This window comes from Metaplanococcus flavidus, assembly GCF_042675885.1.
In the GTDB taxonomy this organism is placed as follows: Bacteria; Bacillota; Bacilli; order Bacillales_A; family Planococcaceae; genus Planococcus; species Planococcus flavidus.
Genome location: NZ_JBHTKI010000008.1, coordinates 471,570 through 494,914, shown reverse-complemented (window position 1 = coordinate 494,914; position 23,345 = coordinate 471,570). Strand labels below are relative to the sequence as shown.

The 23,345-nt window shown below is 41.2% G+C and carries 24 protein-coding genes; 15 read left to right on the top strand and 9 right to left on the bottom strand.

The features are described from left to right. Nucleotides 1-106: 106 nt before the first annotated feature. Nucleotides 107-1,531 (bottom strand): NAD-dependent succinate-semialdehyde dehydrogenase, encoded by a 1,425-nt coding sequence (locus tag ACFQ1X_RS07350; protein ID WP_144837926.1) that lies wholly within the window; start codon nt 1,529-1,531, stop codon nt 107-109. 207 nt (nt 1,532-1,738) lie between these two features. On the opposite strand from ACFQ1X_RS07350, the gene ACFQ1X_RS07345 reads away from it, so the two are divergent. The 6 genes from ACFQ1X_RS07345 to ACFQ1X_RS07320 all read left to right on the top strand — a co-directional run bounded on the left by ACFQ1X_RS07345 (nt 1,739) and on the right by ACFQ1X_RS07320 (nt 5,857). Then, nucleotides 1,739-2,050, top strand: a complete 312-nt coding sequence (locus tag ACFQ1X_RS07345) for a MarR family transcriptional regulator (protein WP_144837924.1) — start codon at nt 1,739-1,741, stop codon at nt 2,048-2,050. Nucleotides 2,051-2,426: 376 nt separating this feature from the next. Continuing rightward, entirely contained in the window at nt 2,427-3,092 is a 666-nt protein-coding gene (locus tag ACFQ1X_RS07340) for a YveK family protein (RefSeq protein ID WP_144837922.1), read from the top strand. 26 nt (nt 3,093-3,118) lie between these two features. After that, complete coding sequence (locus ACFQ1X_RS07335) at nt 3,119-4,135, top strand: GNAT family N-acetyltransferase (protein ID WP_144837920.1); 1,017 nt, start codon at nt 3,119-3,121, stop codon at nt 4,133-4,135. A 25-nt stretch (nt 4,136-4,160) separates the two neighbouring features. Continuing rightward, nucleotides 4,161-4,622 carry a hypothetical protein gene (locus ACFQ1X_RS07330; RefSeq protein WP_144837918.1) on the top strand — a complete coding sequence of 154 codons (462 nt, stop codon included), beginning with the start codon at nt 4,161-4,163 and terminating at the stop codon, nt 4,620-4,622. Nucleotides 4,623-4,660: 38 nt separating this feature from the next. Next, a complete protein-coding gene (locus tag ACFQ1X_RS07325) occupies nt 4,661-5,047 on the top strand; it encodes an MGMT family protein (protein WP_144837916.1) in 387 nt (128 codons plus the stop codon). A gap of 75 nt (nt 5,048-5,122) precedes the next feature. Continuing rightward, the gene (locus ACFQ1X_RS07320) at nt 5,123-5,857 is read left to right on the top strand and encodes a gamma-glutamyl-gamma-aminobutyrate hydrolase family protein (protein ID WP_144837914.1); all 735 of its coding nucleotides are present in this window, start codon (nt 5,123-5,125) and stop codon (nt 5,855-5,857) included. Between the two features lie 44 nt (nt 5,858-5,901). On the opposite strand, the gene ACFQ1X_RS07315 is transcribed toward ACFQ1X_RS07320, so the two are convergent. Both ACFQ1X_RS07315 and ACFQ1X_RS07310 read right to left on the bottom strand, forming a co-directional pair. Continuing rightward, nucleotides 5,902-6,330, bottom strand: a complete 429-nt coding sequence (locus ACFQ1X_RS07315) for a hypothetical protein (RefSeq protein ID WP_144837912.1) — start codon at nt 6,328-6,330, stop codon at nt 5,902-5,904. Continuing rightward, entirely contained in the window at nt 6,327-7,634 is a 1,308-nt protein-coding gene (locus tag ACFQ1X_RS07310) for a helix-turn-helix domain-containing protein (RefSeq protein ID WP_144837910.1), read from the bottom strand. Before ACFQ1X_RS07310 ends, ACFQ1X_RS07315 begins: the two co-directional genes overlap by 4 nt. A gap of 372 nt (nt 7,635-8,006) precedes the next feature. Here ACFQ1X_RS07310 and ACFQ1X_RS07305 point away from each other — a divergent pair, with 372 nt between their 5' ends. Together ACFQ1X_RS07305 and ACFQ1X_RS07300 are read left to right on the top strand one after the other, a co-directional pair. Then, nucleotides 8,007-8,348: a general stress protein gene (locus tag ACFQ1X_RS07305; protein WP_379081922.1), complete on the top strand. Its 342-nt coding sequence runs from the start codon at nt 8,007-8,009 to the stop codon at nt 8,346-8,348. A 131-nt stretch (nt 8,349-8,479) separates the two neighbouring features. After that, a complete protein-coding gene (locus ACFQ1X_RS07300) occupies nt 8,480-9,505 on the top strand; it encodes a general stress protein (RefSeq protein WP_144837906.1) in 1,026 nt (341 codons plus the stop codon). Between the two features lie 121 nt (nt 9,506-9,626). Here ACFQ1X_RS07300 and ACFQ1X_RS07295 read toward each other — a convergent pair whose 3' ends face one another. The 4 genes from ACFQ1X_RS07295 to secA2 form a co-directional block, all read right to left on the bottom strand. Then, nucleotides 9,627-9,815, bottom strand: a complete 189-nt coding sequence (locus ACFQ1X_RS07295) for a CsbD family protein (RefSeq protein WP_144837904.1) — start codon at nt 9,813-9,815, stop codon at nt 9,627-9,629. A 95-nt stretch (nt 9,816-9,910) separates the two neighbouring features. Further along, complete coding sequence (locus ACFQ1X_RS07290; RefSeq protein ID WP_144837902.1) at nt 9,911-10,219, bottom strand: hypothetical protein; 309 nt, start codon at nt 10,217-10,219, stop codon at nt 9,911-9,913. A 169-nt stretch (nt 10,220-10,388) separates the two neighbouring features. Further along, entirely contained in the window at nt 10,389-11,285 is an 897-nt protein-coding gene (locus ACFQ1X_RS07285) for an accessory Sec system S-layer assembly protein (RefSeq protein WP_379081918.1), read from the bottom strand. Beyond that, complete coding sequence (gene secA2, locus ACFQ1X_RS07280) at nt 11,282-13,642, bottom strand: accessory Sec system translocase SecA2 (RefSeq protein ID WP_144837993.1); 2,361 nt, start codon at nt 13,640-13,642, stop codon at nt 11,282-11,284. Before secA2 ends, ACFQ1X_RS07285 begins: the two co-directional genes overlap by 4 nt. Before the next feature lie 229 nt (nt 13,643-13,871). Here secA2 and ACFQ1X_RS07275 point away from each other — a divergent pair, with 229 nt between their 5' ends. Continuing rightward, nucleotides 13,872-14,948, top strand: coding sequence for a glycosyltransferase family 4 protein (locus tag ACFQ1X_RS07275; protein ID WP_144837898.1), 1,077 nt, complete (start codon nt 13,872-13,874; stop codon nt 14,946-14,948). Between the two features lie 374 nt (nt 14,949-15,322). On the opposite strand, the gene ACFQ1X_RS07270 is transcribed toward ACFQ1X_RS07275, so the two are convergent. Together ACFQ1X_RS07270 and ACFQ1X_RS07265 are read right to left on the bottom strand one after the other, a co-directional pair. Next, complete coding sequence (locus tag ACFQ1X_RS07270; protein WP_144837896.1) at nt 15,323-16,360, bottom strand: LCP family protein; 1,038 nt, start codon at nt 16,358-16,360, stop codon at nt 15,323-15,325. A gap of 163 nt (nt 16,361-16,523) precedes the next feature. Next, the gene (locus ACFQ1X_RS07265) at nt 16,524-17,159 is read right to left on the bottom strand and encodes a YigZ family protein (RefSeq protein ID WP_379081914.1); all 636 of its coding nucleotides are present in this window, start codon (nt 17,157-17,159) and stop codon (nt 16,524-16,526) included. Between the two features lie 155 nt (nt 17,160-17,314). On the opposite strand from ACFQ1X_RS07265, the gene ACFQ1X_RS07260 reads away from it, so the two are divergent. The 6 genes from ACFQ1X_RS07260 to ACFQ1X_RS07235 all read left to right on the top strand — a co-directional run bounded on the left by ACFQ1X_RS07260 (nt 17,315) and on the right by ACFQ1X_RS07235 (nt 23,282). Then, nucleotides 17,315-18,460, top strand: a complete 1,146-nt coding sequence (locus ACFQ1X_RS07260) for a sensor histidine kinase (protein ID WP_144837894.1) — start codon at nt 17,315-17,317, stop codon at nt 18,458-18,460. A gap of 27 nt (nt 18,461-18,487) precedes the next feature. Continuing rightward, nucleotides 18,488-19,162 (top strand): response regulator, encoded by a 675-nt coding sequence (locus ACFQ1X_RS07255; protein WP_144837892.1) that lies wholly within the window; start codon nt 18,488-18,490, stop codon nt 19,160-19,162. Nucleotides 19,163-19,334: 172 nt separating this feature from the next. Continuing rightward, complete coding sequence (locus ACFQ1X_RS07250; RefSeq protein ID WP_144837890.1) at nt 19,335-19,895, top strand: DUF4440 domain-containing protein; 561 nt, start codon at nt 19,335-19,337, stop codon at nt 19,893-19,895. Between the two features lie 85 nt (nt 19,896-19,980). Beyond that, nucleotides 19,981-20,820, top strand: a complete 840-nt coding sequence (locus tag ACFQ1X_RS07245) for a DegV family protein (protein ID WP_144837888.1) — start codon at nt 19,981-19,983, stop codon at nt 20,818-20,820. Nucleotides 20,821-21,300: 480 nt separating this feature from the next. Beyond that, nucleotides 21,301-22,629: a DEAD/DEAH box helicase gene (locus ACFQ1X_RS07240; RefSeq protein WP_144837886.1), complete on the top strand. Its 1,329-nt coding sequence runs from the start codon at nt 21,301-21,303 to the stop codon at nt 22,627-22,629. Next, nucleotides 22,626-23,282: a ComF family protein gene (locus ACFQ1X_RS07235; protein ID WP_379081909.1), complete on the top strand. Its 657-nt coding sequence runs from the start codon at nt 22,626-22,628 to the stop codon at nt 23,280-23,282. The genes ACFQ1X_RS07240 and ACFQ1X_RS07235 overlap by 4 nt, the downstream gene beginning before the upstream one ends. The last annotated feature ends 63 nt before the right edge of the window (nt 23,283-23,345 follow it).

The window sequence follows — 23,345 nt, the reverse complement described above, 5'->3', positions numbered from 1 at the left end:
GCCGGGAGTGTTCTTTTTCTAGATAGCAAAAGCAGGGTGAGAGTGTGAACTGTATTTTTTCAAAAAAGGCTGAATGTGCAAAGTCGACCTTGATGTCGGCTGTCATCTATAACTGGATTGAAATGTACTTGGTTTCAAGGAACGCTTCCAGGCCTTCTTTACCGCCTTCTCTACCAATGCCACTTTCCTTCATGCCGCCAAATGGCGCTTGTGCAGCTGAAGGTAATCCATCATTCCAACCGACAATCCCATAATCCAGATTTTCAGCAAGGTATGTTCCGCGCGACATGCTTTCGGTAAAAAAGTACGCTGCCAGACCGAAGCGGGTATCATTTGCCAAATTGACAGCCTCTTCATCAGTTTGGAAACTCATGATCGGCGCAACTGGACCGAATGTCTCTTCATTCATGACCAGCATGTCCGAATTCGCATTTAATAATACGGTCGGATTGTAAAAATAGGAATCGTTTTCAGCGCTTCCATCTCCTCCGACCAATACTTTCGCCCCTTTGTCGACTGCATCCTGGACATGTTTCGCCACTTTGTCGTAACCGTCTTTATCGACGAGCGGACCAATCTGTACACCTTCATCGAGCCCGTTACCGACTTTCAGTTGCGAGGTGGCTTCCTGCAGTTTCTGTGAAAATTCCTCGACAATGCCTTCCTGCACATAGATGCGGTTTCCGCAGACACAAGTCTGGCCGGCATTGCGGAACTTGGAAGCCATAACGCCTTTAACGGCTTCTTCGATATTTGCATCGTCCAACACGATGATGGGTGCGTGGCCTCCAAGTTCCAGCGACAGGTTCAGCATCGTCTCGGAGCTTTGCTTCATCAGTTCTTTACCGATTTCAGTGGACCCGGTAAATGTCAGCTTACGAACTGAGGGATGGCTTGTAAATACTTTTCCGATTTTGCTGGCGCTTCCTGTCACCAGGTTGATGACGCCTTTCGGAAAACCGGCTTCTTCAGCCAATTCATAAATTCGAACAGCAGTTAACGGTGTTAACTTTGCGGGTTTGGCGACGAATGTACAACCAGCTGCCAGGGCGGGAGCCATTTTCCGGGCCATCATTGCAGCCGGGAAATTCCACGGTGTAATGGAAACGACAACGCCAACCGGCTGCTTATTGATTTGAATCCGCTTGTCCTCTTTGCTGGCAGGAATGCTCCGGCCGTATACGCGCTTACCTTCTTCAGCGAACCAGGAGATAAAAGCAGCTGAATATTCGATTTCACCGATCGCCTCGGCGAGGGGCTTGCCCATTTCCTTTGTCATGATTTCGGCAACTTCCTGTTTATTTTTCAACAGGAGATCGTGCCATTTCATCATTAATTCAGCGCGGTGATAAGCTGTCGTCTTCGACCAATCCGGAAAGGCCTCTGCAGCGGCTTCAATTGCCTTTGTCGCTTCTTCTTCTCCGCCGTTCGGCACCGTGCCCACCCGTTCACCGGTAGCCGGATTCATAACATCTATGACACCATCGCCATCAGTTGACCATTCTCCATTAATATAATGTCTTCCTTGCATTCAGAACCCTCCTTCTAAAAATTGAATCTACTTAACATATATACCCATATTCAAAATATGAAATCAAAATTAATTTGATACTTTAAACTTCACTTTTGAAAGAATAAGTAAATTTCAATACTTTTTAGTGAAAATATGACTACTTGGAAACGAATTGGGTATAGATGTGAAAAAGGAAACAAAAATGCAGGCAGGAGGTTGAGTTTGATGGCAATCAGTGAAAGCAGAAAAATGGGCTCGGAATCACTCACTGAAATTAAAGCTGGAGAAATATGCAGGGATTGTTTTGCTTCCGAATCCGAACGCATTGCTGAGACCGGTGAAATGTTCATAGATTACTTCGTCAAAAATGCAAGCGAGGATGGAGTACTATTTAAAACAATCAAAGAAATAACATCGGACAACAATATCCCGCATCAAACCTTATCCAAGGTCCTGAAAATTCTTGAAGAGAAAAAATTCATTTACAGGCGCAATGGAATCATCGGCTTAACTAAAAATACCCGATTAAAAAATTAATGTCAGCGCAATTTATTTAAATATTTAAATATAAATGAGATGCACGGCAGCATCCTAATGTTACAAGTGGTCTTCCCCAAAAAATTTAAAATGATTAACTAGCTGTTTAAAAAGCTGAATTCCCCCGAGGAATTCAGTTTTTTTATGGGCCATATTCCTAGTGATAGAATGAGTCTAAAGAATCAACTTAGTAATATTTGTAATATTTGTAATTATACTAATAGACTTTATGCTTACAAATAAATAATTTTATTTCATTTATATTAATAAAATAGTAGAAGTGAATGAATATGTGTGATATAAATGAACTATAAATTCAGAATTTTTAGATATAAAAGCGCATATTCTATTTCATTTTTATAAGGAGTGAAATTTTATGGCTGAAAAAGTCATGATATTCAATATTCTCAAGAGTTTGAAAAATCATTTGAAATTGATTGCAGGAATTGCGTTGGTTTCGATAATCATCATATGGTCTCTCGTAACGTTTATAATAGCCCCGCAATACGAGGCGAACAGTCAGATCCTTATTGAGCAAACATCCGGCGAACCGCTATCTCCAAATCATTTAGAGATTCAGAAGGATCCACAAGTCGTGAATGCTTACATTGCAATGATAAAAAGCCGGGGAGTGCTGACCTCTGCCATACAAGCGACCGGAAGTACGCTGACAACAGCAGAATTATATGAAAAAGTGAGCGTTACTAACGTTTCTGATTCACAGGTTTTAAATATCACTGTGACTGATAAAAACAGAATGATGGCAGGAGAGCTTGCCAATGCACTGGCAAACATAGCTGTTGCAGAAGCATGGGACCTTATGAAAATCAATAATCTCAACATTATCTCTAAAGCATCAGTAGAAGAAGTTCCGTCATTCCTGGAAGAGAATACCCTGTACGTCATGGCAATCGGTGGATTGTTCGGGTCAATAGTAGGCATATTATTGGCTTTTATTTCAGAATTATTCAATATGCTGTTCAGAACAGGCGTGCTGGTGCGCAGAAGAAAGCAGTCGAATTTTCAGACTGTATTTAAATAAACATGCTTCTCGAAGGGGGAACTCGTATGTATGAGCTGGTCTTATCCAGCCGCATAGCTCGATGGCAACAAATATTAGACCTTTTTAAAATTAGAGACATCTATTTCACACGGGATTACTTGCTGAGCGCACTGAAACTGGACCCTGGGGAAGCAATGCTCTTTTATTATATTGACGAAGAGGGGCATGGTGAAATTGTCTATCCCTTCATTAAGCGTCAGCTGATGAACGAGGAAACTTCATATTATGACATCACCAGCCCATTCGGTTATGGTGGACCTTTTTTGAAAATCAACAATGACGCCTCTAAGCTTGCGGCCAACTTCATTCGCACTTTCTCAGAATACTGCGGGAGTGAGAGAATATTGGCGGAATTCATCCGCTTCCATCCCGTATTGAACAACGCAGCTTTTTTTACAGATCAAATCGAAATGATTTCAGTCCATGACACTTACACTCTTCAGTTAAATGCGAATTTAAGTGAGAGTGAAGCAATAAAAAACAGTGGGATGGAGAGTGAGAAAGCTAATGGTTTTTCATTCAAAAAACTTGGCACCGTCAAACATATGTTCGAATTTTTGGTTCTGTATTATTCGACAATACGGAAAAATGAAGAAAAGGATAACTACTATTTTTTCACAAATGATTATTTTGAGTCCTTAGTGAGTTCCCTGGGTCCTGACTTGCAGCTATTTGGAATCTATAAAGACAGCAAGCTGCTTGCAGCTGCCTATGTTTTAGCTAAAGGCGAAACCATCTATCATCACTTAAGCGGTAAATCGGAAGACGAGATACCAGGGGAAGCTGAAACCGAACTTTTGAATAATATTGCTGAATGGGGAGCATCTTCAGGCTTCAAATATTTTCATATAGGCAATAAAAATCTATTGGCTTCAAGCGGGTCCGGAGAGAGTATACAACAACCATATTCAATAATGGCTTCGACGTATTTTATAGCGCGGCTGATCCATGATCGGGACAATTACGAGGCATTCCAGCCCTTAGAAGAAAAAGAACTGATTAAACGCTACGGCAATTCATAAATCGATTTTCAGGGAGGGAATTCTGATGAAATATCAACAATATAAAGGTGTAGTGGAAAGAGAGTATAAAATGTCTTTAAGAAAAATCATGCAGCAAATTTGTATAACAGAAGGTATGAACGCTGTGGAAGGGGCTAAAAAGCTGGGAATTGCCAAGGAAGTTTTTGTTTATTGGCAAGGCCATTTCCGGTTTCAAAAGAGACAGATCCTGTTCGATCAGACTGTCCAGGAACTGGTGGAAATGGAATCCTTATATTCAAAAGAACCTAAAAGAAAAGAAATGCCCCGAATGCCCGAATCATCAGATTCACTGGATGACCTGGAAGATGTAGTCGGCAGTTTAATCGAGTATTATAAATATATCCATTACAATAGTGAAGGCCTGTCATTGAAAACAGCTAAACTACCTTTGTACGAATTCAGCAAATCAGTGATTCGTGATTATAAAAATGGTAACCTAATCAAAGAGCTGCAGGTTGAAGGCTGATCTAAGAGAAAATCCATTTAAAAAGGAAGCAATTATTCATGGAGCTATTTACTCGAAATGCTATTCAAGTGATTCAGAATATACCCCCGGGGAAAGTGATGACCTACGGACAAATTGCAGCACAAGCAGGCAGTCCAAGAGGGGCGAGGCAAGTGGCAAGATTATTGCACAGCATGAGTAAGAAATATGAATTGCCCTGGCATCGAGTCCTTAACGCTCAAGGGAAAATTTCATTTCAGGATGAAGATAACCGCCTAACCCAAAAGATACTGCTGACAACTGAAGGTGTAATGGTTGGTGGGAACTGGAAAGTTGACCTTGTACAGTATCGGCATGATCCTGCAGCGATGTCAGCTGATATGGTTGGGGAAGCTTCAATGATTCGTATAAGCAACGACTCCGGCCCATATAAGGCAAATGTTTAATGCAATTGGTGGCATGGGTATACTAGCAAAGTAGAAAAAAGAAGGATTTTGCTGACAGGAAAGAGGTACCCATTCATGACAAATAGAAAAAAACCAGTGATTGGTATAACTGCAAGAGTTGAAAAAGATCAGACTTATACTTTGGATCCGGTTTACGGACAGGCAATCCTTAAGTCGGGTGGCTTGCCATTAATCGTGCCCATTGTAGACGAGGAAGACATCCCGTTATTATGTGAACGTCTGGATGGCCTGATAGTAACCGGCGGAGGCGATATTAACCCGGTCCTTTACGGTGAAGAGCCGCATCCAAGCCTTGGTGCAGTATATCCCGGCAGTGATTTATATGAAAAAGAACTTATCCTTGAATTCCTGAAACTTGATAAACCATTCATGGGAATGTGCCGTGGAATGCAAATGCTTAACGTAGCTCTTGGTGGCACCAATTATCAGGACTTGGATGCCGAGTATGAAGGGAAATTATATCAGCATCTGCAATTGGCTATGCGTACGCACCGAACGCATTCTATTGAATTGGAAGAAGACAGTCGTCTTTATCAGATCATGGGAGATAAGAAATTCCATGTCAACTCATTTCATCATCAGGCGGTGCGGGATGTTTCCGATAAACTGAAAGTATCGGCACGTGCTGCAGATGGAATGGTCGAGGCACTTGAAAGCACCGATTATCAGTTTGTACTGGGCATCCAATGGCATCCCGAAGAATTTGCCTTGCAGGGAGATCAGGCTTCTATTAATATTTTTGACAGGTTTGTGGAAGAATGCTTGGTAGATAAATATCAAAATCAATAGAAAAACGCTGCTCAACTCTGAGCAGCGTTTTTATTATAGGTGATTTAAGCTAATTTTGTAGTAATGGACCAAGGTTGTGGCCATTTATCAGCGGCGAGGAATTGGTAGCTCCAAGGTTGTGGCCATTTATCAGCGGCGAGGAATTGGTAGCTCCAAGGTTGTGGCCATTTATCAGCAGCAAGGGATTGATAGCTCCAAGGCTGCGGCCATTTATCAGCAGCAAGGGATTGATAGCTCCAAGGCTGCGGCCATTTATCAGCGGCGAGGAATTGGTAGCTCCAAGGCTGCGGCCATTTATCAGCGGCGAGGAATTGGTAGCTCCAAGGTTGCGGCCATTTATCAGCGGCGAGGAATTGGTAGCTTGTAGGCTGTGTATATTGATCAACTGTTTCAACAGGTGTAACGGCATTATTCCCTGTAAGTACTAATAAAGTTAACAGTGTTCCTATTAGAAATTTCGAAAATCTTTTCATATCTCTTCCCACTCCTCTTTAATTAATATGGTGTTTTTAAATGCGTTATTTGATTTTTTAAAGATTATTGATGCTTTTAAGTATTTATTTTGCTTGATATAAGTATTTCCTAATAACGTTAAGTAAAAACCTATTTCAAAATTCTTATTGTGAGCTTCTAATAAAGGTATAAATGTTTCAAGAAGATGATTTTCGAACTTCTCAAAATCATCCTTAAGGTAATAATATAGACACATAAACTCAATATAAATTTCCTTAAATGAATCATTGGATGGGCTGGATAAGCTTAAATTCTTTTCCTTGATTATAAGGTAGCCTTTTTCAAGTAAGTTTTGCGCTTCCTCCCATTCATTTAATTCAATATAACACTTAATCATTAGAGAGTATGCCAATAGAATATCTGAAGTATATTCATAGGGTTTATATTGTAGTGCACATTCCAGGTGTTTTACAGCTAATTCAAAATACTGAAATTGGAAATAGAAGTTTCCGTAATTATATTCTGTGTCAAATTTTAATGGTTCATCATCTAACTTGTTACCTATAGTTAATGCATGTTTAAAATGTTCTTTAGCTTTGATAAAGTTCCCTATTTTTTTCTCGTTAATAGCTATAGTTAAGTGACATTCAACTATCCGTTTTGGAACGAACTCCTGCTGATAAATTTTTAATGCCATTTCCGCATATTTTTTCCCCATACTTATCTTCAAACCAATCGACGCAGAAAGACCAATGGAGTAATATAAGTCTCCTAGTTCGGAAGCGGTAACCGAAGGGGGAGCAATTTTATCAGCCATTAAATATGTTTTAAGCGCCTGATCAAAATCATTTAAAATATAATGATAGTTCCCAATGTATTTATAAAACAAATAAAATTGCTCTTGGCTCATAAATTCTTTATAGCGTTCAATTTCTTTTATTTTTTCTTCGGCACTATCCAAGTCTCCAGTAATAATGAAATAGCGGATTTGCTGGATATTATACTCCAATTCTACATCTTCATTAGTTTGCAACAAAGGATGGTTATAAATGTCGGCATATTGTTCCATTATTTTCGCTTTATTTTTTGGATGTAATAATGAAGTCTTAAAATTTTTGACTAATACCCGACCGACAGGGTTTTCTTTTGGAGCAAGTGGTATCTCCAATTTTTTACAAAGTGCTTCAAGATCAGTCAGCGAAGGTTCTTTGGAGCCGGATTCAATTTTTTTCAGCTCTCTTGTTGAGAGAATCCCTGCTGCCAATTCTTCACTGCTGATTTTCTTTTTCAAACGATGGTATTTGATGCGCATTCCAGTATCCATTGACTCTCTCCTTTCCGTTTGCATGGGGAGAACTTCTATCATCCATGTAGGAGAGTTACTTTCAAACTTCTCCGGAACTTTCGAAAAGTCAGAAGTAGAAAGATTGCTTAATACGATAACATCCGCCTCCACATCTTAAGTATACTTTATTATATCTCTTATTTTCCCATTTTATCATCAATTTTCAAAATAAACTGCTTTTTTATTACAGTATACAAAAAATATAATAAAAAGGTGATAAATACCCATGGCAGCATAAATTCCGACACAAGATAGGCTCATCTAATTATCGGCTGTTATTTAGAAAAGTTTAGCCGTTCTGTCCATTAGGGTAAATAAAGTGTAATGACAAATGTCTTGGAGGTATCAATCATGGGCACTGAAAAAAAGGTGATGGCAGTCGTTTTTTCCGGCGATGATTTAATGAGGAAAATGGATGTCCTGAAAAATCAGGGTTACAGTGAAAGCGACATCCATTTGGTGGCTGACAACAACAAGCGTCTGGATACGATTGAAAACCGGACAGGAGTGGAAAGTGAAAGGGTCAATTCTTTCAAAGATAAATTTAAAAGTTTCGTAAGCGGGGAGAGCAGCGTTCGGGAAGGCATTAAATCTCTTGGCCTGACTGATCAGGAAACCGAACGTTATACTGCCCAGATTGCCAGAGGCGGAGTTCTTCTGTATATAGAAGAAGATCATTCAAAGGTATTGTAATCATCAACAGTATGAAACGCCCCTTCCTTCTAAAAGGAAAGGGGCTAATATTATCCATCAGCACAGGTTTTAGTATTCAGAAGGTTCGGGTAAACAGTATTAAGACGATCTTATAGGAGGCTGAAAAAATAATGAATCCGAAAAACAGAGAATTCGAAATGGTATATAGCCAGGAGGAAATGGAACAGCGTATAGAGCAATTAAAAATGCATGGCTACGGTGAAAATGATATCCATGTGCTGGCAAGGGATAAGGATGTCTTTAATTCCTATAACAGCAGGTCAAATGTAGACAGACATGAGGCGGAGTCTTTTTCCACGAAATTCAAATCTTTCTTCAGCGGAGAAGATACGGTCCATACTCAATTGAGGGATTTGGATCTTGATGAGCCAGTAATTGACAGATACAGTGAAGAAATCAAGAAGGGCGCAATTCTTTTATATACAGATGGGCAGGCAGTAAACCGGAATAGAGACAACGGTTCTTCATTCGGTGACGATACCAGAACTGTTGATAGTGATGACAGCAAACGCAACACAGCGTTCACGCCGTTTGGAAAAGACATCGAGCGGGATGGGCAAAAGTTCAATGATGAGAAAATCAGGGACAGCGATGTGAGAGCGAATTCAGACGTTGAGCGCACTGATGCCAACGAGCCATCATCCCGGACGATTGCTGAGGATTCAGAAAGAATTTATACTTCTGAAGTACGCCGCGAAGATCAACACGGGCACCCTAAATATGGCAATAAAACGAGGGATTCACGACTAGAAGGAGAGACCATCCATCCTATAACGGACAGACAGCCGGAAGATGAAAGTTCTTTGAAAGAAAAGAGTTTTGATCATGAACCACACCTTGAAACAGAAGCCCAGGAAGAAGATCTGAATCGTGAAGAAGGCGTTAATCGCAGACAGGATGAACCTTCACCAGGGGTAGATCCAAATTTGGGGCCAGCGCCTTTCGGCAGGGATTCAGAAGAAGAAAAACTGTTGAGAGACAATGATGGTGGAACTGGAACTTCTAAGGACGATCCGAAAAATTCGTTGGACGGGCATGATGACGTGGACAATCGCCATAACCCAAGAGATGAGAGACCATTCCATGAAGATGTGGAGAAGAAAACATCGACTCCGCCGACACCACGGCTATTTTAAACAGCTGCGGCCAGCGTCAGATTCAAAAAAGATAATCATGCAAAAGGGTTCCGCTCATGTAAATGAGCGGAACCCTTTTATTTAAGCCAAAAAAGAACCGGCCTCTCGGACCGGTTCTTCATCACTGATTCTTATTCACTTTGTTTTTAAAGTCGGCGGCGGCATTTTGAAAATTACCTTTGGTTTTGTCTGCTTTGCCTTCCCGCTGCTGTTGTTGATCGTCCGTCGCATTGCCCACCTGGTCTTTTATTTCACCTTTACCTTTGCTTACGGCGCTTTTAACTTTATCTGAAAACCCATCTTTGCTCATGTTATATTCCTCCTGAAATTCGTTTAATAATGGTATAACCTAATTGAGAGGAATTAAACATTAAGGAAAATGACGAAATAAAAACCTTCAGTGGATCACTGAAAGTTTTTTGGAACAGGCTGGCTTTGTATGGCTTTGAGAGTTTCCTTTGCGGCGTTTTGAATGTTCGTGCAAAGGTCCTCTTCTGCTAGACGTTTTAAAGTGGGAAGAGGAGTGAAGGAATTTTTCGCTACATTTCCCCTTACTTCGGCATGCTGGTCCATGGATAAGTCGACAAGTAATCCTGCACAAGTAATAGATTTGGCCAGTTCAGCCCGTTCTTGGTGCTGCATTTTCAGTACAGCTGCTTCATCCCAGGCAGACCAATCAGATAGACTTGTATAAAATTGCAGATTGCCATTCATGCAGTTTTTGCACCCCTATGTTATTGAAATATTCTAACTATAAAATATTATAGCATGGTTAGGGAAGTTATTCATTAAAACTAGATTAAATATATATTTTTTTAAAAAAATATGACACTTTGGTCCAGGAGAATATAAGTGACCTGAATCAGAATTTATCAATACAGATTTATTGAATTATCAATGCTTTCCATTTGGACATGTCTGGCTGAGCAATCAATACAGTTTCTTTCGGAAAGATAAACGTCCACGGTTTCGTTGTGTTGCTTTTGACAGTGAAATTAGTTAGTTCAAAAACCCCCTTGGCGACGGTGGCTTCATTTGCATCTCTTATTTCCAGTGGAACTTTATTTAACTGAACATTTTTATCACTGCCATTACGAATCAATATTGAAACAACAAGAGTCTCTTCATCTGTTAACTTTGCCTGAAATCCAGTTATATTTAATTCTTCGGGTTTTAGAGGGGGAAGTGATTCTACTAGCTTCGTTAAATGCTGTTGATCATCCAAAGACAGTTTTTCTTTCCACTCTGTATCCATATCTAATGAATGTTTCATTAATGATTTAAGATTGAAAGCCAGCTTCCAGCCTTCTGATGGTAATTCATATGATTTTATGTTTTGTTCATGAAATTCGAATATCCAAGGGAAATTTGAATTTCCCGGAATTTCACCAATACTGGCCAAATCGAACTTTTGTGAAGCGATCAATTTGTTTTGATTATCCAATAGCAATAATTCAGTATTGCCAAGTTTAACAGGTTTAGTTAAAGACGAGCGTATAAAAGCTTCGACATTCATAGAACGGTTATCCTGGTTCAGGCTAGTTGTAATTCCTGCCAATGAAATTTGATTTTGCTTGAGTGGCGGAAGTTCATTGGATAAAAATCTTAAAACATATTCTTGTTCTTTGCTGATTTTCCATTGTGTTGGAAGGGAAAGGACAGGCTTTAGAAGTTCGTTATTTTCAGCAGTTCCACTGGATTTTTCCAAAAGTGCTGCCGAGTCTATAGTGGAGTCTTTTCCTGTCTTTTCCTTTTTTTTGAAAAAATTAAATATACTCAACGGATGGCCTCCTTTAAATCTTTGCTGGATTTATAAGAAATATCCAACATTCTTGAAATTACCTGATAGCGGAATTGCTCAAAGCTTTGTGTGAAGAGTTCGAGACCTTCGCGCTGGTAAATTCTCATCGGGTCTTCCTGTTGGTAATGGCGCAAGCCAATCCCTTCTTTTAAATGCGTCATATTTTCCAGGTTCTTTACCCACATCGAATCTATTTGAGTTTTGGAAACTTCTAAAAACGTGTTCATGAAATTCTCATCGTTTTCGAAATCAGAGAAAGTGGAAATGATACTTTTGTTGGCCTTATTTATTTCATCAATAATTTGTTTTCTGCTTGCTTTATCTTTAGGAAGGTCCAATGGAAATCTATACAAGCTTCGGAGAGACTCTTGAAGGTAAGTTATATCTTCGTTGCTGAAATCCTCGGGTAATTTCTTTAAGATTAAAGATTCTGTGCTTGCATTCAGCATGGATTCCAGTATTTTGATAGCTTCTTTTCCGGATAGAATCCGGTCACGCAGATCAAAAACAAGCTTTCTTTGCTCATTGATAACATCATCAAGTTTCAGGTTATATTCTCTCATGGAGTAATGAGATCCTTCTACAATTCTTTGTGTTCTTTCAATTAATTCGTTGACATGCTTATTTAGTACTCTTCCGCTATCGTCATCGATGATTTTCTGTTTCAGTTTATCAATCTCTTCCTTGGCAAATCTTCTGAACATGTCGTCTTCAAGGGAAATTATAAATTGGGTAGAACCCGGATCTCCTTGTCGACCTGACCGGCCTCTCAACTGATTATCAATTCTGCGATTTTCATGTTTTTCAGTTCCGATGACATGTAATCCGCCGATTTCTGAGACACCCTCGCCAAGTACAATATCTGTTCCGCGGCCGGCCATATTAGTTGCGATGGTAATCTGGTTTTTTTGTCCAGCTTGTGCAATTAGCAGTACTTCCTGTTCAATACTTTTAGCATTTAATAATTGATAAGGCAATCCGGCGGAATGCAAATGTTTAGCTGCCTCTTCGGATTGAAGAATGGAAGTAGTCCCAATTAACACGGGTTGTCCGTTCATATGGCGCTCAGTGGCTTGCTTAATCAGCTCCTGATACTTTTGATCAGTGTTGACAAACACTTGGTCAGGCATATCGACACGAGCTCTGGGTTTGTTTGTAGGAATTTGAATGACGTCCATACTGTAGACTTCACGGAATTCGCCTTCCTGAGTTTTTGCTGTACCTGTCATTCCTGAAAGCAACGGATACATTCTAAAATAATTCTGTATAGTTATCTGTGATTGAGCTTTATTTTCTTCAGTAATTTCAAGATTTTCTTTTGCTTCAATCGCTTGATGCAAACCATCTGAAAGAGTGCGCCCTTCTAAAGTTCTTCCTGTAAACATATCGACCAGCAATACCTTGCCATCTTTAACAATGTAGTCAATATCCCGCTTGAATGTGACGTGAGCACGGACAGCCATTATTACATAATGATAGAGTGTCTGATGATCCAGCTCGTATAAATTCTCAACATCGAAAGCCGTTTCAACTTTTCCTATTCCGATATCTGTTAATGAAGTAGCTTTCGTTTCGTCGTCATATTCAAAATCTGTTCCAACTTTGAAGCGGGAAGCAAGGATTGAAGAAATACGGTGCAATTCTGAATTTGCAGGAGTTTTACCCGCGATGATCAATGGGGTTTTGGCCTCATCAATCAAAACACTGTCTACTTCATCTATAATTGCGTAGTTAAAAGATCTTTGTACTTTTTGAGATAATGAATGCACCATATTATCCCGCAAGTAATCAAAGCCAAATTCGGTTCCAACGCCATAGGTGATATCTGCATTGTATGCATCCTGTTTTTCAATGGAATCCATTAATGGCAGATTTAAACCAATTGAAAGACCTAAAAAGTCATGTATTTTTCCTATTTGTTCATAGTCCCTTTTGGCAAGGTATTCATTTACGGTAATGATGTGAACGCCTTTGCCTTCGAGTGCTCTCGCATAGGCCGGCAAAGAAGCGACTAAAGTTTTCCCTTCACCTGTAGGCATCTCAGCGATATTTCCTTCAACTAATGCGAGTCCTCCCATTAATTGAACATCAAAATGCCGCATATTTAAAACACGCTTGGATGCTTCTCGTACAACAGCAAAAGCATCAGGTAAAATTTGAGGGAACTTTTTCCCTGAATTTAAGTCCTCTTTAAAAGAATATGTCATTTTTTGAAGTTCTTCATCTGACATTTTTGAATAGAGAGGCTCAAGGCTGTTAATTTGTTTTATAAGCTTTTCGTATTTTTTTATATTTTTGAGGGATGGATTGTTTAAGCGATTAATTATAGATAACATGAAATAATTTCTCCTTTTTAGCGGTACAGATGCTTTATGTATTTTAGCAAACATTTCCCAAAAACTCCATACTGCTTATGTACTGTGAAATTTTGGATTTGAACAAATATGAAATAATAGAAATGCAAATGAATTCAAAAAGTTTATTTTTAATGTATATCGTGGTATATTCAAAATGAATTCTTATGTGAGTTTAGTATAATAAAGATGTGTCTTAAGGAGGAAAAGCATGCTTTACCTGACTTTGGTCTTGGCATTTATCGCTTCTCTAATTCTCACTCCTTTGGTTAAAAGGCTTGCTTTTCGTATCGGCGCGGTAGATCGACCGAACTATAGAAAGGTACATGCACGAATCATGCCAAGGTTGGGTGGATTAGCTATATTCGGATCATTTCTCATCGCCTACTTCATATTAAGGCCGGTAGATCCGATTTCCAATGCAGTAGAACCCGCCTTTATACCGATTACAACAGCCATTATTATTGGCGCATTTATCATAATCATAACAGGTGTATTCGATGACATGCTTGAAATTACAGCAAAAGCAAAAATGCTCGGCCAGTTGCTCGCTGCATCGATTGTTGTAATAGGTGGGGGATTGGAGATTTCCTTTATCAACCTGCCATTCGGTGGGGAAATTGATTTTGGTTATTTCAGTATCCCACTTACCATCGTCTGGATTATCGGCATAACAAATGCTATAAATCTGATAGATGGTCTCGATGGCTTAGCGGCCGGAGTTTCTTCAGTTGCCTTAATTACTTTAGCTATAATGGCCTTCATCATGGGTGATATTTTCGTCATGTCTACAGCTGCAATTCTTGCTGCCAGCTCGATTGGCTTCCTGTTTTATAATTTCCATCCGGCCAAGATTTTCATGGGAGATACCGGGGCATTATTCCTCGGCTTTATGATTTCTGTACTTGCCCTGATGGGTTTCAAAAACGTCACAATGGTTGCTTTAATCATTCCAGTCATTATGCTGGGCGTTCCTATTTCTGACACGTTCTTTGCTATTGTCAGACGTGTCCGTGAAAAACAGCCGATTTCCGCTGCGGATAAATCCCATTTGCATCATTGTCTCTTGAACATCGGATTTTCCCACAGTCAGACAGTCCTTATCATTTATGGTATTGCGGCACTGTTCGGATTGGCTGCATTGCTTTTTTCACAAGCAACGTTATGGGGAGGGATTCTTCTCTTGGGGGTAATGCTTCTGGCAATTGAGTTGTTTGTCGAAGTTGTGGGCCTTGCAGGCAAGAATTACCGTCCATTGATTAATTTGGTTAAAATGATCGGCAAATAAAAGAGTGATTACAAGTGCGTTAAACTTGTAATCACTCTTTTATATTTTTGAGGATAGAATTTATTGCCCAGAAAAAAGAGGCGCCATTTTGGGCGCCTCTTTATAGCTTGTTGAGAAAGAGAAAATGTAAACCGATATTACGCCAAACAGCTTGCTTGCCTGGGGGCTCGCGCTGAGCTAACTCGGTCTCGTTCCACTTCGCCCGAGTGGATCTCAGCACTTCGCTTGGCCCCCTGGGCGTCTGCGCTGTTTAGCTTCATATCTCAGATTACTTTCTACCAAGGAATACACGTTTATATCTATTTTACGTGGAAAAATGGACACTTCCGTTCTGCCTAGAGCGCAATGATTCGAGAAGTTGTCTCTTTTTTTGGCTAATTATCATAATCCTCGTGACCATATTCAGATGAATTATTGTCTGACAGAGTTGAAGTATCAGGTTTCAATCCCAGATGACTTTGCAAGACATCCTGAACTTCCATTAATGATTCCTGGTCGAGCTGCCAATAATAGATGCCTGTGGACATATCATCATAGCCGTCCAAAGTGATAGTTTCGACATCCGGTTTTCCGTTTTTCCCATACTCGAAAAATGATTGCATATCTTTAAAGGTCAAATCAGTTTTCATGTTATCTCCAACAGCATTAATGACATCAGCATATTTTGTAAAGGAGGTGGCTGATAAAGCTTTATCCATGATAGACTCTAAAATCATCTGCTGTCTCTTGCCCCGTTCAATATCATTGTCATAATGGCGTGTTCGGGCCAAAGCCAAAGCTTCACTGCCATTTACTTCTTGGATTCCTTCTTCAAGGCTGACAGCTCCGGCTTGATCATTTTCATCCTGTTCCTTTAAGTCGTAGGGAACATCCACAGTAATGCCGTCCAATGCATCGACTACATCAATGAATGCTTCGAAATCCATTCTTACGTAATAATCCACAGGAATATCAAGGAGGTTTTCAACAGACTCTATAGTTGAACTCGGTCCATTGAAGCCATACGCATGGGTTATCTTGTCTTCTATCCCTGCATCAGGGATGTATGTGTAAGTATCTCTTGGGATACTGACAAGTTTAACGGATTTATCCTCATTATTAAGCGTTGCAAGCACTAAAGCATCCGATCTGATTTTCCCGGACTTTTGATCTCGTTTGCTGCTGTCATCAACTCCGATGAACAAGATGGAAATATCGTCATGGAGAGGTTCCACTTTTTCTTCCCGCAAATCGGACATTTCACGATCGCCTGCGGTTTCATAAGCATTATCCGCTGCGTTTTCTGCTTTTTTCACCAGGTAAATTCCGAAAGCGGAAACACACAGCAATAACGAGACTGCCAATGTAAGTGCTATTTTAATGGCGGTCCTTCTTTTTGACGCTTTTGATTTACGGTAATTTTTACGATTCATGGTTATAGCTCCTCTAAGTAGGGATGGGCTAACCGAGCTAAAGATTCAGGTTTTACCAATCGATTTCTTCTGTATTAATAAAGCAGTGGTTTTACATAAACATAAGATCTTATTCCAACCAGTTAATTATACAGTTTTTTCTGCATCGAGTAAATATTTCGGCTCAAATAAAAGGGAATTCCAAATATTCTTTTGAAGTGCAATTTAAGGAAGATTGTCCGTTGGTCATTTCCTGCAGCCAAATACTGAACAGTTCTTCTTTCTGAACTGGCACATAGACGTACAGGTTGACGCTTTCTGTATATTCGATGTCTTTTAGCGGGTACTCGGACTGGCGGACTTCGTTTTCCACCTTGCCGAGCCAACTGTAATCCATCGACACTTTCACCAAAGAATGCAAACGCCTTTCAACAATGCCGGCGGCTGCAAGTGCTTCGGAGGCGGCTGTGCCGTAAGCGCGGATCAATCCGCCACTCCCCAACTTTATCCCCCCGAAGTAGCGGGTCACCACAATCACTGTATCTTTCAGTTGTTTTTTTTTCAATACTTCCAGGATAGGGACGCCGGCTGTTCCGCTTGGTTCCCCATCATCGTTCGCTTTTTGGATGTTATCATTTTCACCAAGCATATAGGCGGAACAATTATGGTTTGCGGAGCGATGCAGGGATTTTATGGAGTCGATGAATTCGGCAGCCTCCTGTTCGGTTTGTGCTCTGGCGACATAACCGATGAACCTGGATTTTTGAATGAGCAGTTCAGCACTGGCCGAACTGCCTGCAGTCATGTAAGATTCTCGCAATTTAAGACCCCCTGTTGTAAAATGAAATCAGATAATTTGTAATGTATATTTAATATTAACTTACTTATATAGTGATATACTTGTAAAAGCCTCTACAGGCATAAAGATATAACAATTATCGTATTTAGACGGAGATTATGTAAGGCGGTTTTGAAATGTTCAGAAGAGTTGATGGAAAAGAGATGGATTCCATTTATGATGAACTGCTGGCTAAAATGGAGCAGTCCAAAAGAGATTTTTTCATTATAAGTGAGCAAAGTCGCCAGGGGTACGAAGAAATGAAAGACGAACTTGAAGATGTTCGCCTGAATATTGCTGCCGTCATTAAAACCGGAGACTTATTGGAAGAAAAAACCCGCGCCGCAAGAAGGCGTCTCGCTGAAGTTTCAGGTTCATTCAATTCCTATACGGAAGAGCAGATCCGTCAATCTTATGAGATCGCAAATGATTTGCAGCTCCAATTGTCTGCCGCCAGATCCGAAGAGAAAACATACCGCCAAAAACGGGATGAGCTACAACGGCGTCTGCAAACATTATTACAAACTATCGAACGGGCTGAAAAGCTTGTCAATCAATTGAATATTACGATGAACTATCTTTCATCGGATTTTGAAGACGTTGAAGATGCATTTGAAAAGCCGCAGTTAAATCAAGATTATAGCCTGCGGATCATCGAAGCGCAAGAAGAAGAGAGAAAACGGCTATCGCGTGAAATCCACGATGGACCAGCGCAGATGATGGCAAATGTGCTGCTCAGATCGGATCTGATAGAGCGGACATATCGCGAAAAAGGCCCGGAGCCGGCTTTCAAAGAAATTTCCTCTCTTAAGGAAATGGTGCGCCATGCTTTGACCGAAGTCAGAAGAATTATATATGATCTCCGTCCCATGGCATTGGACGACCTGGGTCTTGTGCCGACGCTCAAAAAGTATATTGAGACAACTGCAGATTATAATCCCGGAACGGTACTTTCTTTTCACTCCAACGGAACTGAGAGAAGGTTGCCTTCAAGCTATGAAACATCCATATTCCGGCTTGTTCAAGAATCTATATCCAATGCAATCAGGCATGGAAAAGCAACGGTGATTAATGTAGATATCGAATGGCTGAAAGAACATGTAAATATTGTGGTAAGTGATAATGGTACAGGTTTTGATCAAAGTATAGTGAAAAATCAATCATTTGGCCTGATCGGGATGAAAGAAAGAATCGATTTGATAAAAGGGGATTTTATCATCAACTCCAATTTAGGTGAGGGGACAGTTTTAATGTTTCAAATCCCCTATGAATTGGGTAAATAAGATACGGTATTCAAGGAGGACAACGTAATGACAAAAATTATTATTGTAGACGATCACCAATTATTCCGTGAAGGCGTTAAAAGGATTCTTGACTTCGAAGAGACTTTTGAAGTAGTTGCCGAAGGCGGCGATGGAATGGAAGTCATCAAATTGTATGAAGAAAATGAACCGGATGTAGTATTGATGGATATCAATATGCCGCAGAAAAACGGGGTTGAAGCCACAGGGGAATTGATGGAGAAACATCCGGAAGCAAAAGTCATTATGCTGTCGATTCACGATGATGAATCCTACGTCACTCACGCATTAAAGACAGGTGCACTCGGGTACATGTTGAAAGAAATGGATGCTGAAGCAATCATCCAGGCGATTAAAGTCGTTGCCAAAGGGGGTTCTTATCTGCATCCAAAGGTCACACGCAACCTCGTGATGGAATTCCGCCGGTTGAGTGAACGGGAAAATAAAGGATCGTTCCACCAAACTGAAATCCGCCGTCCTTACCATTTGCTTACGAAACGGGAAAGCGAAGTCCTGCAATTATTGACTGATGGACAAAGCAACCGTATTATCGGTGAAACTTTATTCATTTCCGAAAAAACGGTCAAAAACCACGTTTCCAGCATACTTCAAAAAATGCAGGTGAATGACCGTACGCAAGCAGTGGTAACAGCCATTAAAAACGGTTGGGTTGAAGTAAGATAATTATAATTTCACTGCGATGGCTGAATGCCATCGCAGTTTTTGTGTTTTAAGGGACGTGTAAAAATGACTGGGATTAGGCAATAAAAAACACGAGGTTATCATGAAACTGACACAGTTTCTTCATTGATATAAAGAGTTTCCTATGTCAAAATGAGCGCAGGAGGAATGCCTGATGAAAAAGATGATATTGGCGACTGGCTTATTGATACTGCTTGCTGCCTGTTCTGAAGACAACAATGCTGCTGAGAACACAAACTCAGCAGAAGACAGCAACCTGCAAAATAAAAACGGTGCCGTAGACCACGGCATGGAAGATAAATCAGCCGGTTTCACGATGGATGGCGATGGAGAAGTGCTCGAGGCTGATGTTCCAGAAGAAGAAGCGGAAGCAATCCTCGCAGCTCACGGCGAGTATATTGCAGCTTTCAACGCTGAAGACATGGACCGTTATATGGCGGTCATTGCACAGGAGCCTGAAGGTTTTGATCGCGAAGAAGACCAGATTGCCTTGGAAGAAGCATTTGCTGCTTATGATGTAACATATTCCCCTTCGAACGAAACAATCGTTAAGTATTCACCTGAACGCGCGGAAGTATTTGCAGAGATCTCAGTAACCATGTCGGATACTGGATCAGAAGAAGAAACTGAGCAGAGCGGCAGACAGGTGGTAATTTTCAAGAAGGAAGAAGACGGCTGGAAAGTTAGCGGACTGCATTTTATAGGCAACCAATAAATATCCTTCCCGTTTTCGGCGGGAAGTTTTTTTATTGTCTATTAATTTAGCTGAACTTTGATAAAATAAAGGTGGAGGATGATTTATGGCAAAAACAGCAATTGTCACCGACAGCACTGCATACCTTGCTGCTGATGTCCGTGAAAAACACAATATCCATATGATTCCGCTGCAAATAACTTTCGGGCTGGAATCTTTCGAAGAGGAACGGGAAGTGACGGCAGATAAGTTCTATGCGAAAGCTGCTGGTGAGCAACCGAAAACATCACAGCCGCCGATCGGTGAATTCATTAATTTATACAAAAAGCTTGCTGTGGAGCACGATGAAATTTTATCAATCCACCTATCCAGTGGCATCAGCGGGACGTTTTCCGGGTCCCTTCAGGCGGCCAAGCTGATTGATAGTGCAGAGGTTTTTACTTATGATTCTGAAATTTCCTGTGCTATGCAAGGGTTTTATGTTTTAAAAGCTGCTGAAATGGCTGGCCAGGGAGCTGGTGCCCAAGAAATCGTAGAGCAGCTTGAAGTAATGAAACAGTCGATGCGCGCCTTTTTTATGGTGGAGGATTTAATGCATCTCCAGCGCGGCGGAAGGTTATCAGGGGCACAGGCAATTGTCGGCTCGATGCTGCAAATAAAGCCTTTGCTGCATTTCTGCGACACCAAAATTGTTCCATTCGAAAAAGTGCGCACCCGTAAAAGGGCGATGAGCCGTATTGTTTCTTTGCTGGAAGAAGACCTGCATTCCGGAAATGCGGTACAAGCGACAATTATTCATGCGAACCGTGAAGATGAGGCCATCCAGTGGAAAAAGGAACTTGAACAGAAATTCACAACAGTAGAATTTGATATTTCTTATTTTGGGCCGGTGATCGGTACACATTTAGGAGAAGGCTCAATGGGTCTTGGCTGGGTAAAAAAATGACCTGCCAAGGCTTTTTTTATAAAATTTAATCGGATGGAAATTAATTTATATAAATCGAGAAACTAATCCGGAGAACCCGATATTCCGCAAAACAGCTTCGCTTGCCTGGGGGCTCGCGCTGAGCTAACTCGGAACTTCGTCCGAGTGGATCTCAGCGCTTCGCTTGGTCCCCTGGGCGTCTTCGCTGTTTTGCTCCATATCTCCAGAGAGTTCTCACAGCGACGGCGCACCTCCGGACTGGACGAAGCAATAAGACGAGTGGTCTTCTCGGCTTATTGCGAAAGCCAAGGTGTGCAATACGAAGGTGGCGCCTCCTTTGCGATGAGCTTGCGCAGGAGCATAATCTATGTTGTGGCCCTTCTGCGACGAGCAGTGCGCAGGAACATAATCTTTGCTCTGTCCAAAGCGTCGAAGCGATATAAAATATTTTTCTTTGTTCAACTTATATAGTTAACCTATTAAAAGTAGAGGAGTTGAAACATGAACGAATTGCAGGAATTTTTAACCGGAAGAATATGGCTGCGGGATTTTACCCCGTTTCCACAAGAGATGATTGAAAAATCAATAAGAGAAGGTTTCATTCAGGTTCAAAAAGGAATTACAGAGAATCTGCAATGCGCCAGATGCCTCGAAATTTCACCGGAAAAAATTGTATCGTTCTGGTGCGCAAAATGTGAAGGGCAATGCCATTATTGCCGCCATTGTATCCGTATGGGGCGAGTCAGTACATGCACAGATCTGATCACCTGGAAAGAATCCCACACTATTTCCCCTTATTCCCATTCATTTCATTGGAATGGCGAACTCACAAAACTCCAGCAACAGGCTTCCGAAGAACTTGGGGACAGCCTGCATCAAAACAGATCCCATCTTATATATGCTGTCTGCGGGGCAGGCAAAACTGAATTATTGTTCTCGCCTCTCCATCAAGCGCTGTCGGAAGGCAAGCGGGTTTGTATAGCGGCGCCACGTACAGACGTGATTCTGGAATTATCGCCAAGGCTCCAAGCGGTTTTCCCGGAACTCATGATTCATACGCTTTACGGGGGTTCAACTTTTGAACCTGGATTTGCCCGGCTGGTCATGGCCACGACGCATCAACTTTATCGTTTCCAACACGCTTTTGATCTGGTGATTGTCGACGAAGCGGATGCTTTCCCGTATTCTTATGATCCGTCACTGGCACGCGCTGTCTCAAAATCTTTGAAACCGGGTGCACCGATCATCTATGTATCAGCTACGCCTTCCCCCAAATTACTGGAAAGCGTACCCCATCAATCGAAAATTTTCCGGCGCTTTCATGGCCATCCGCTTCCAGTGCCAATCTATCGTGCACTCTGGAATTACCGAAGATCTTTCCGTACCAATAAAATGCCAAAGAAGTTGGCGGATTGGATCATACAGAAATTGGAAAAGGGGGAGCCTTTTATGGTCTTTTTCCCAACCATTGAAATGATCCGACAGGCAGAACCATTATTCAAAGAGATTGACATCCGAATCGAAGCTGTGCATTCCAAAGATCCTGATCGTAAAGAAAAAGTCATGAAATTGAGGGCGGGAGAAATTCCCGGCATCTTGACTTCAACGATACTGGAAAGAGGGGTTACCATCGAAAATGTTCAAGTGGGAATTGTCGGTGCAGATGAAGATATCTTCGAAGCCTCCGCGTTAATTCAAATGGCCGGTCGCGCAGGGCGGTCAGGCAAGTTTCCGGAAGGGCAAGTAATTTTTTTTCATAACGGCGTTTCCTGGCAAATGGACAAAGCCCGGAATCTCATTAATTCATATAATGAGGAGGGGTTCCGGTGAATTGTTATTTATGCGGCAATAAATTGGAGTTGAACCCTTCGTGGAGAGATCTGTTCTTTTTGGATAAACTGGAAACGATCTGCAGAGGCTGCAGGGAAGCGTTTGAACCAATCATTGCGGGTTGCCGGATTTGTGGAGCTGGGGGATCTGAGCTTTGCAGCGAATGCAGCCGCTGGGAAACGACAGAATTCGGCGGATTGATTGATTTCGGAAAAACTTTGTATACTTACAATCCTGCTATGAAGGAATACCTGCATCAATTCAAATTTCTGCAGGATGCCATTTTATCCGAAGTGTTTGCCGAGGAACTGGCGGTTGCGATAAAGAAAACAATAGCTGTGGTTGTGCCAATACCGATGAATCCCTTGAAATTGAAGGTCCGCACTTTTGCGCAAGTCGACACCATGCTGCAGGCTGGAGGAGTCGGATTTCTGCATCTACTCCATAAAAATGAAGAGGTTCAAGGGGAAAAGACAAGGGAAGAACGTCTGGAAACCCGGGGATTATTCACTTTGAATGGTACTCCGGTCCCGAAAAAGGTGGTGCTTGTAGATGATATGTATACGACAGGAACCACGCTGCGCCTGGCCGCAAAGCTTCTGAAAGAGGCAGGTGCAGAAGAAGTGGGTTTCGTTGCACTGATAAGGGCTTGAAGTGATTTACAATAAACAACCTGAAAAGACGGGCAGCAATATGCCCGTCTTTTCAGGTTGTTG

Coding starts and splice junctions, on each gene's coding strand:
- ACFQ1X_RS07350 (WP_144837926.1), bottom strand. CDS start 1,531: ATGCAAGGAAGACATTATATTAATGGAGAATGGTCAACTGATGGCGAT.
- ACFQ1X_RS07345 (WP_144837924.1), top strand. CDS start 1,739: ATGGCAATCAGTGAAAGCAGAAAAATGGGCTCGGAATCACTCACTGAA.
- ACFQ1X_RS07340 (WP_144837922.1), top strand. CDS start 2,427: ATGGCTGAAAAAGTCATGATATTCAATATTCTCAAGAGTTTGAAAAAT.
- ACFQ1X_RS07335 (WP_144837920.1), top strand. CDS start 3,119: ATGTATGAGCTGGTCTTATCCAGCCGCATAGCTCGATGGCAACAAATA.
- ACFQ1X_RS07330 (WP_144837918.1), top strand. CDS start 4,161: ATGAAATATCAACAATATAAAGGTGTAGTGGAAAGAGAGTATAAAATG.
- ACFQ1X_RS07325 (WP_144837916.1), top strand. CDS start 4,661: ATGGAGCTATTTACTCGAAATGCTATTCAAGTGATTCAGAATATACCC.
- ACFQ1X_RS07320 (WP_144837914.1), top strand. CDS start 5,123: ATGACAAATAGAAAAAAACCAGTGATTGGTATAACTGCAAGAGTTGAA.
- ACFQ1X_RS07315 (WP_144837912.1), bottom strand. CDS start 6,330: ATGAAAAGATTTTCGAAATTTCTAATAGGAACACTGTTAACTTTATTA.
- ACFQ1X_RS07310 (WP_144837910.1), bottom strand. CDS start 7,634: ATGGATACTGGAATGCGCATCAAATACCATCGTTTGAAAAAGAAAATC.
- ACFQ1X_RS07305 (WP_379081922.1), top strand. CDS start 8,007: ATGGGCACTGAAAAAAAGGTGATGGCAGTCGTTTTTTCCGGCGATGAT.
- ACFQ1X_RS07300 (WP_144837906.1), top strand. CDS start 8,480: ATGAATCCGAAAAACAGAGAATTCGAAATGGTATATAGCCAGGAGGAA.
- ACFQ1X_RS07295 (WP_144837904.1), bottom strand. CDS start 9,815: ATGAGCAAAGATGGGTTTTCAGATAAAGTTAAAAGCGCCGTAAGCAAA.
- ACFQ1X_RS07290 (WP_144837902.1), bottom strand. CDS start 10,219: ATGAATGGCAATCTGCAATTTTATACAAGTCTATCTGATTGGTCTGCC.
- secA2 (WP_144837993.1), bottom strand. CDS start 13,642: ATGTTATCTATAATTAATCGCTTAAACAATCCATCCCTCAAAAATATA.
- ACFQ1X_RS07275 (WP_144837898.1), top strand. CDS start 13,872: ATGCTTTACCTGACTTTGGTCTTGGCATTTATCGCTTCTCTAATTCTC.
- ACFQ1X_RS07270 (WP_144837896.1), bottom strand. CDS start 16,360: ATGAATCGTAAAAATTACCGTAAATCAAAAGCGTCAAAAAGAAGGACC.
- ACFQ1X_RS07260 (WP_144837894.1), top strand. CDS start 17,315: ATGTTCAGAAGAGTTGATGGAAAAGAGATGGATTCCATTTATGATGAA.
- ACFQ1X_RS07255 (WP_144837892.1), top strand. CDS start 18,488: ATGACAAAAATTATTATTGTAGACGATCACCAATTATTCCGTGAAGGC.
- ACFQ1X_RS07250 (WP_144837890.1), top strand. CDS start 19,335: ATGAAAAAGATGATATTGGCGACTGGCTTATTGATACTGCTTGCTGCC.
- ACFQ1X_RS07245 (WP_144837888.1), top strand. CDS start 19,981: ATGGCAAAAACAGCAATTGTCACCGACAGCACTGCATACCTTGCTGCT.
- ACFQ1X_RS07240 (WP_144837886.1), top strand. CDS start 21,301: ATGAACGAATTGCAGGAATTTTTAACCGGAAGAATATGGCTGCGGGAT.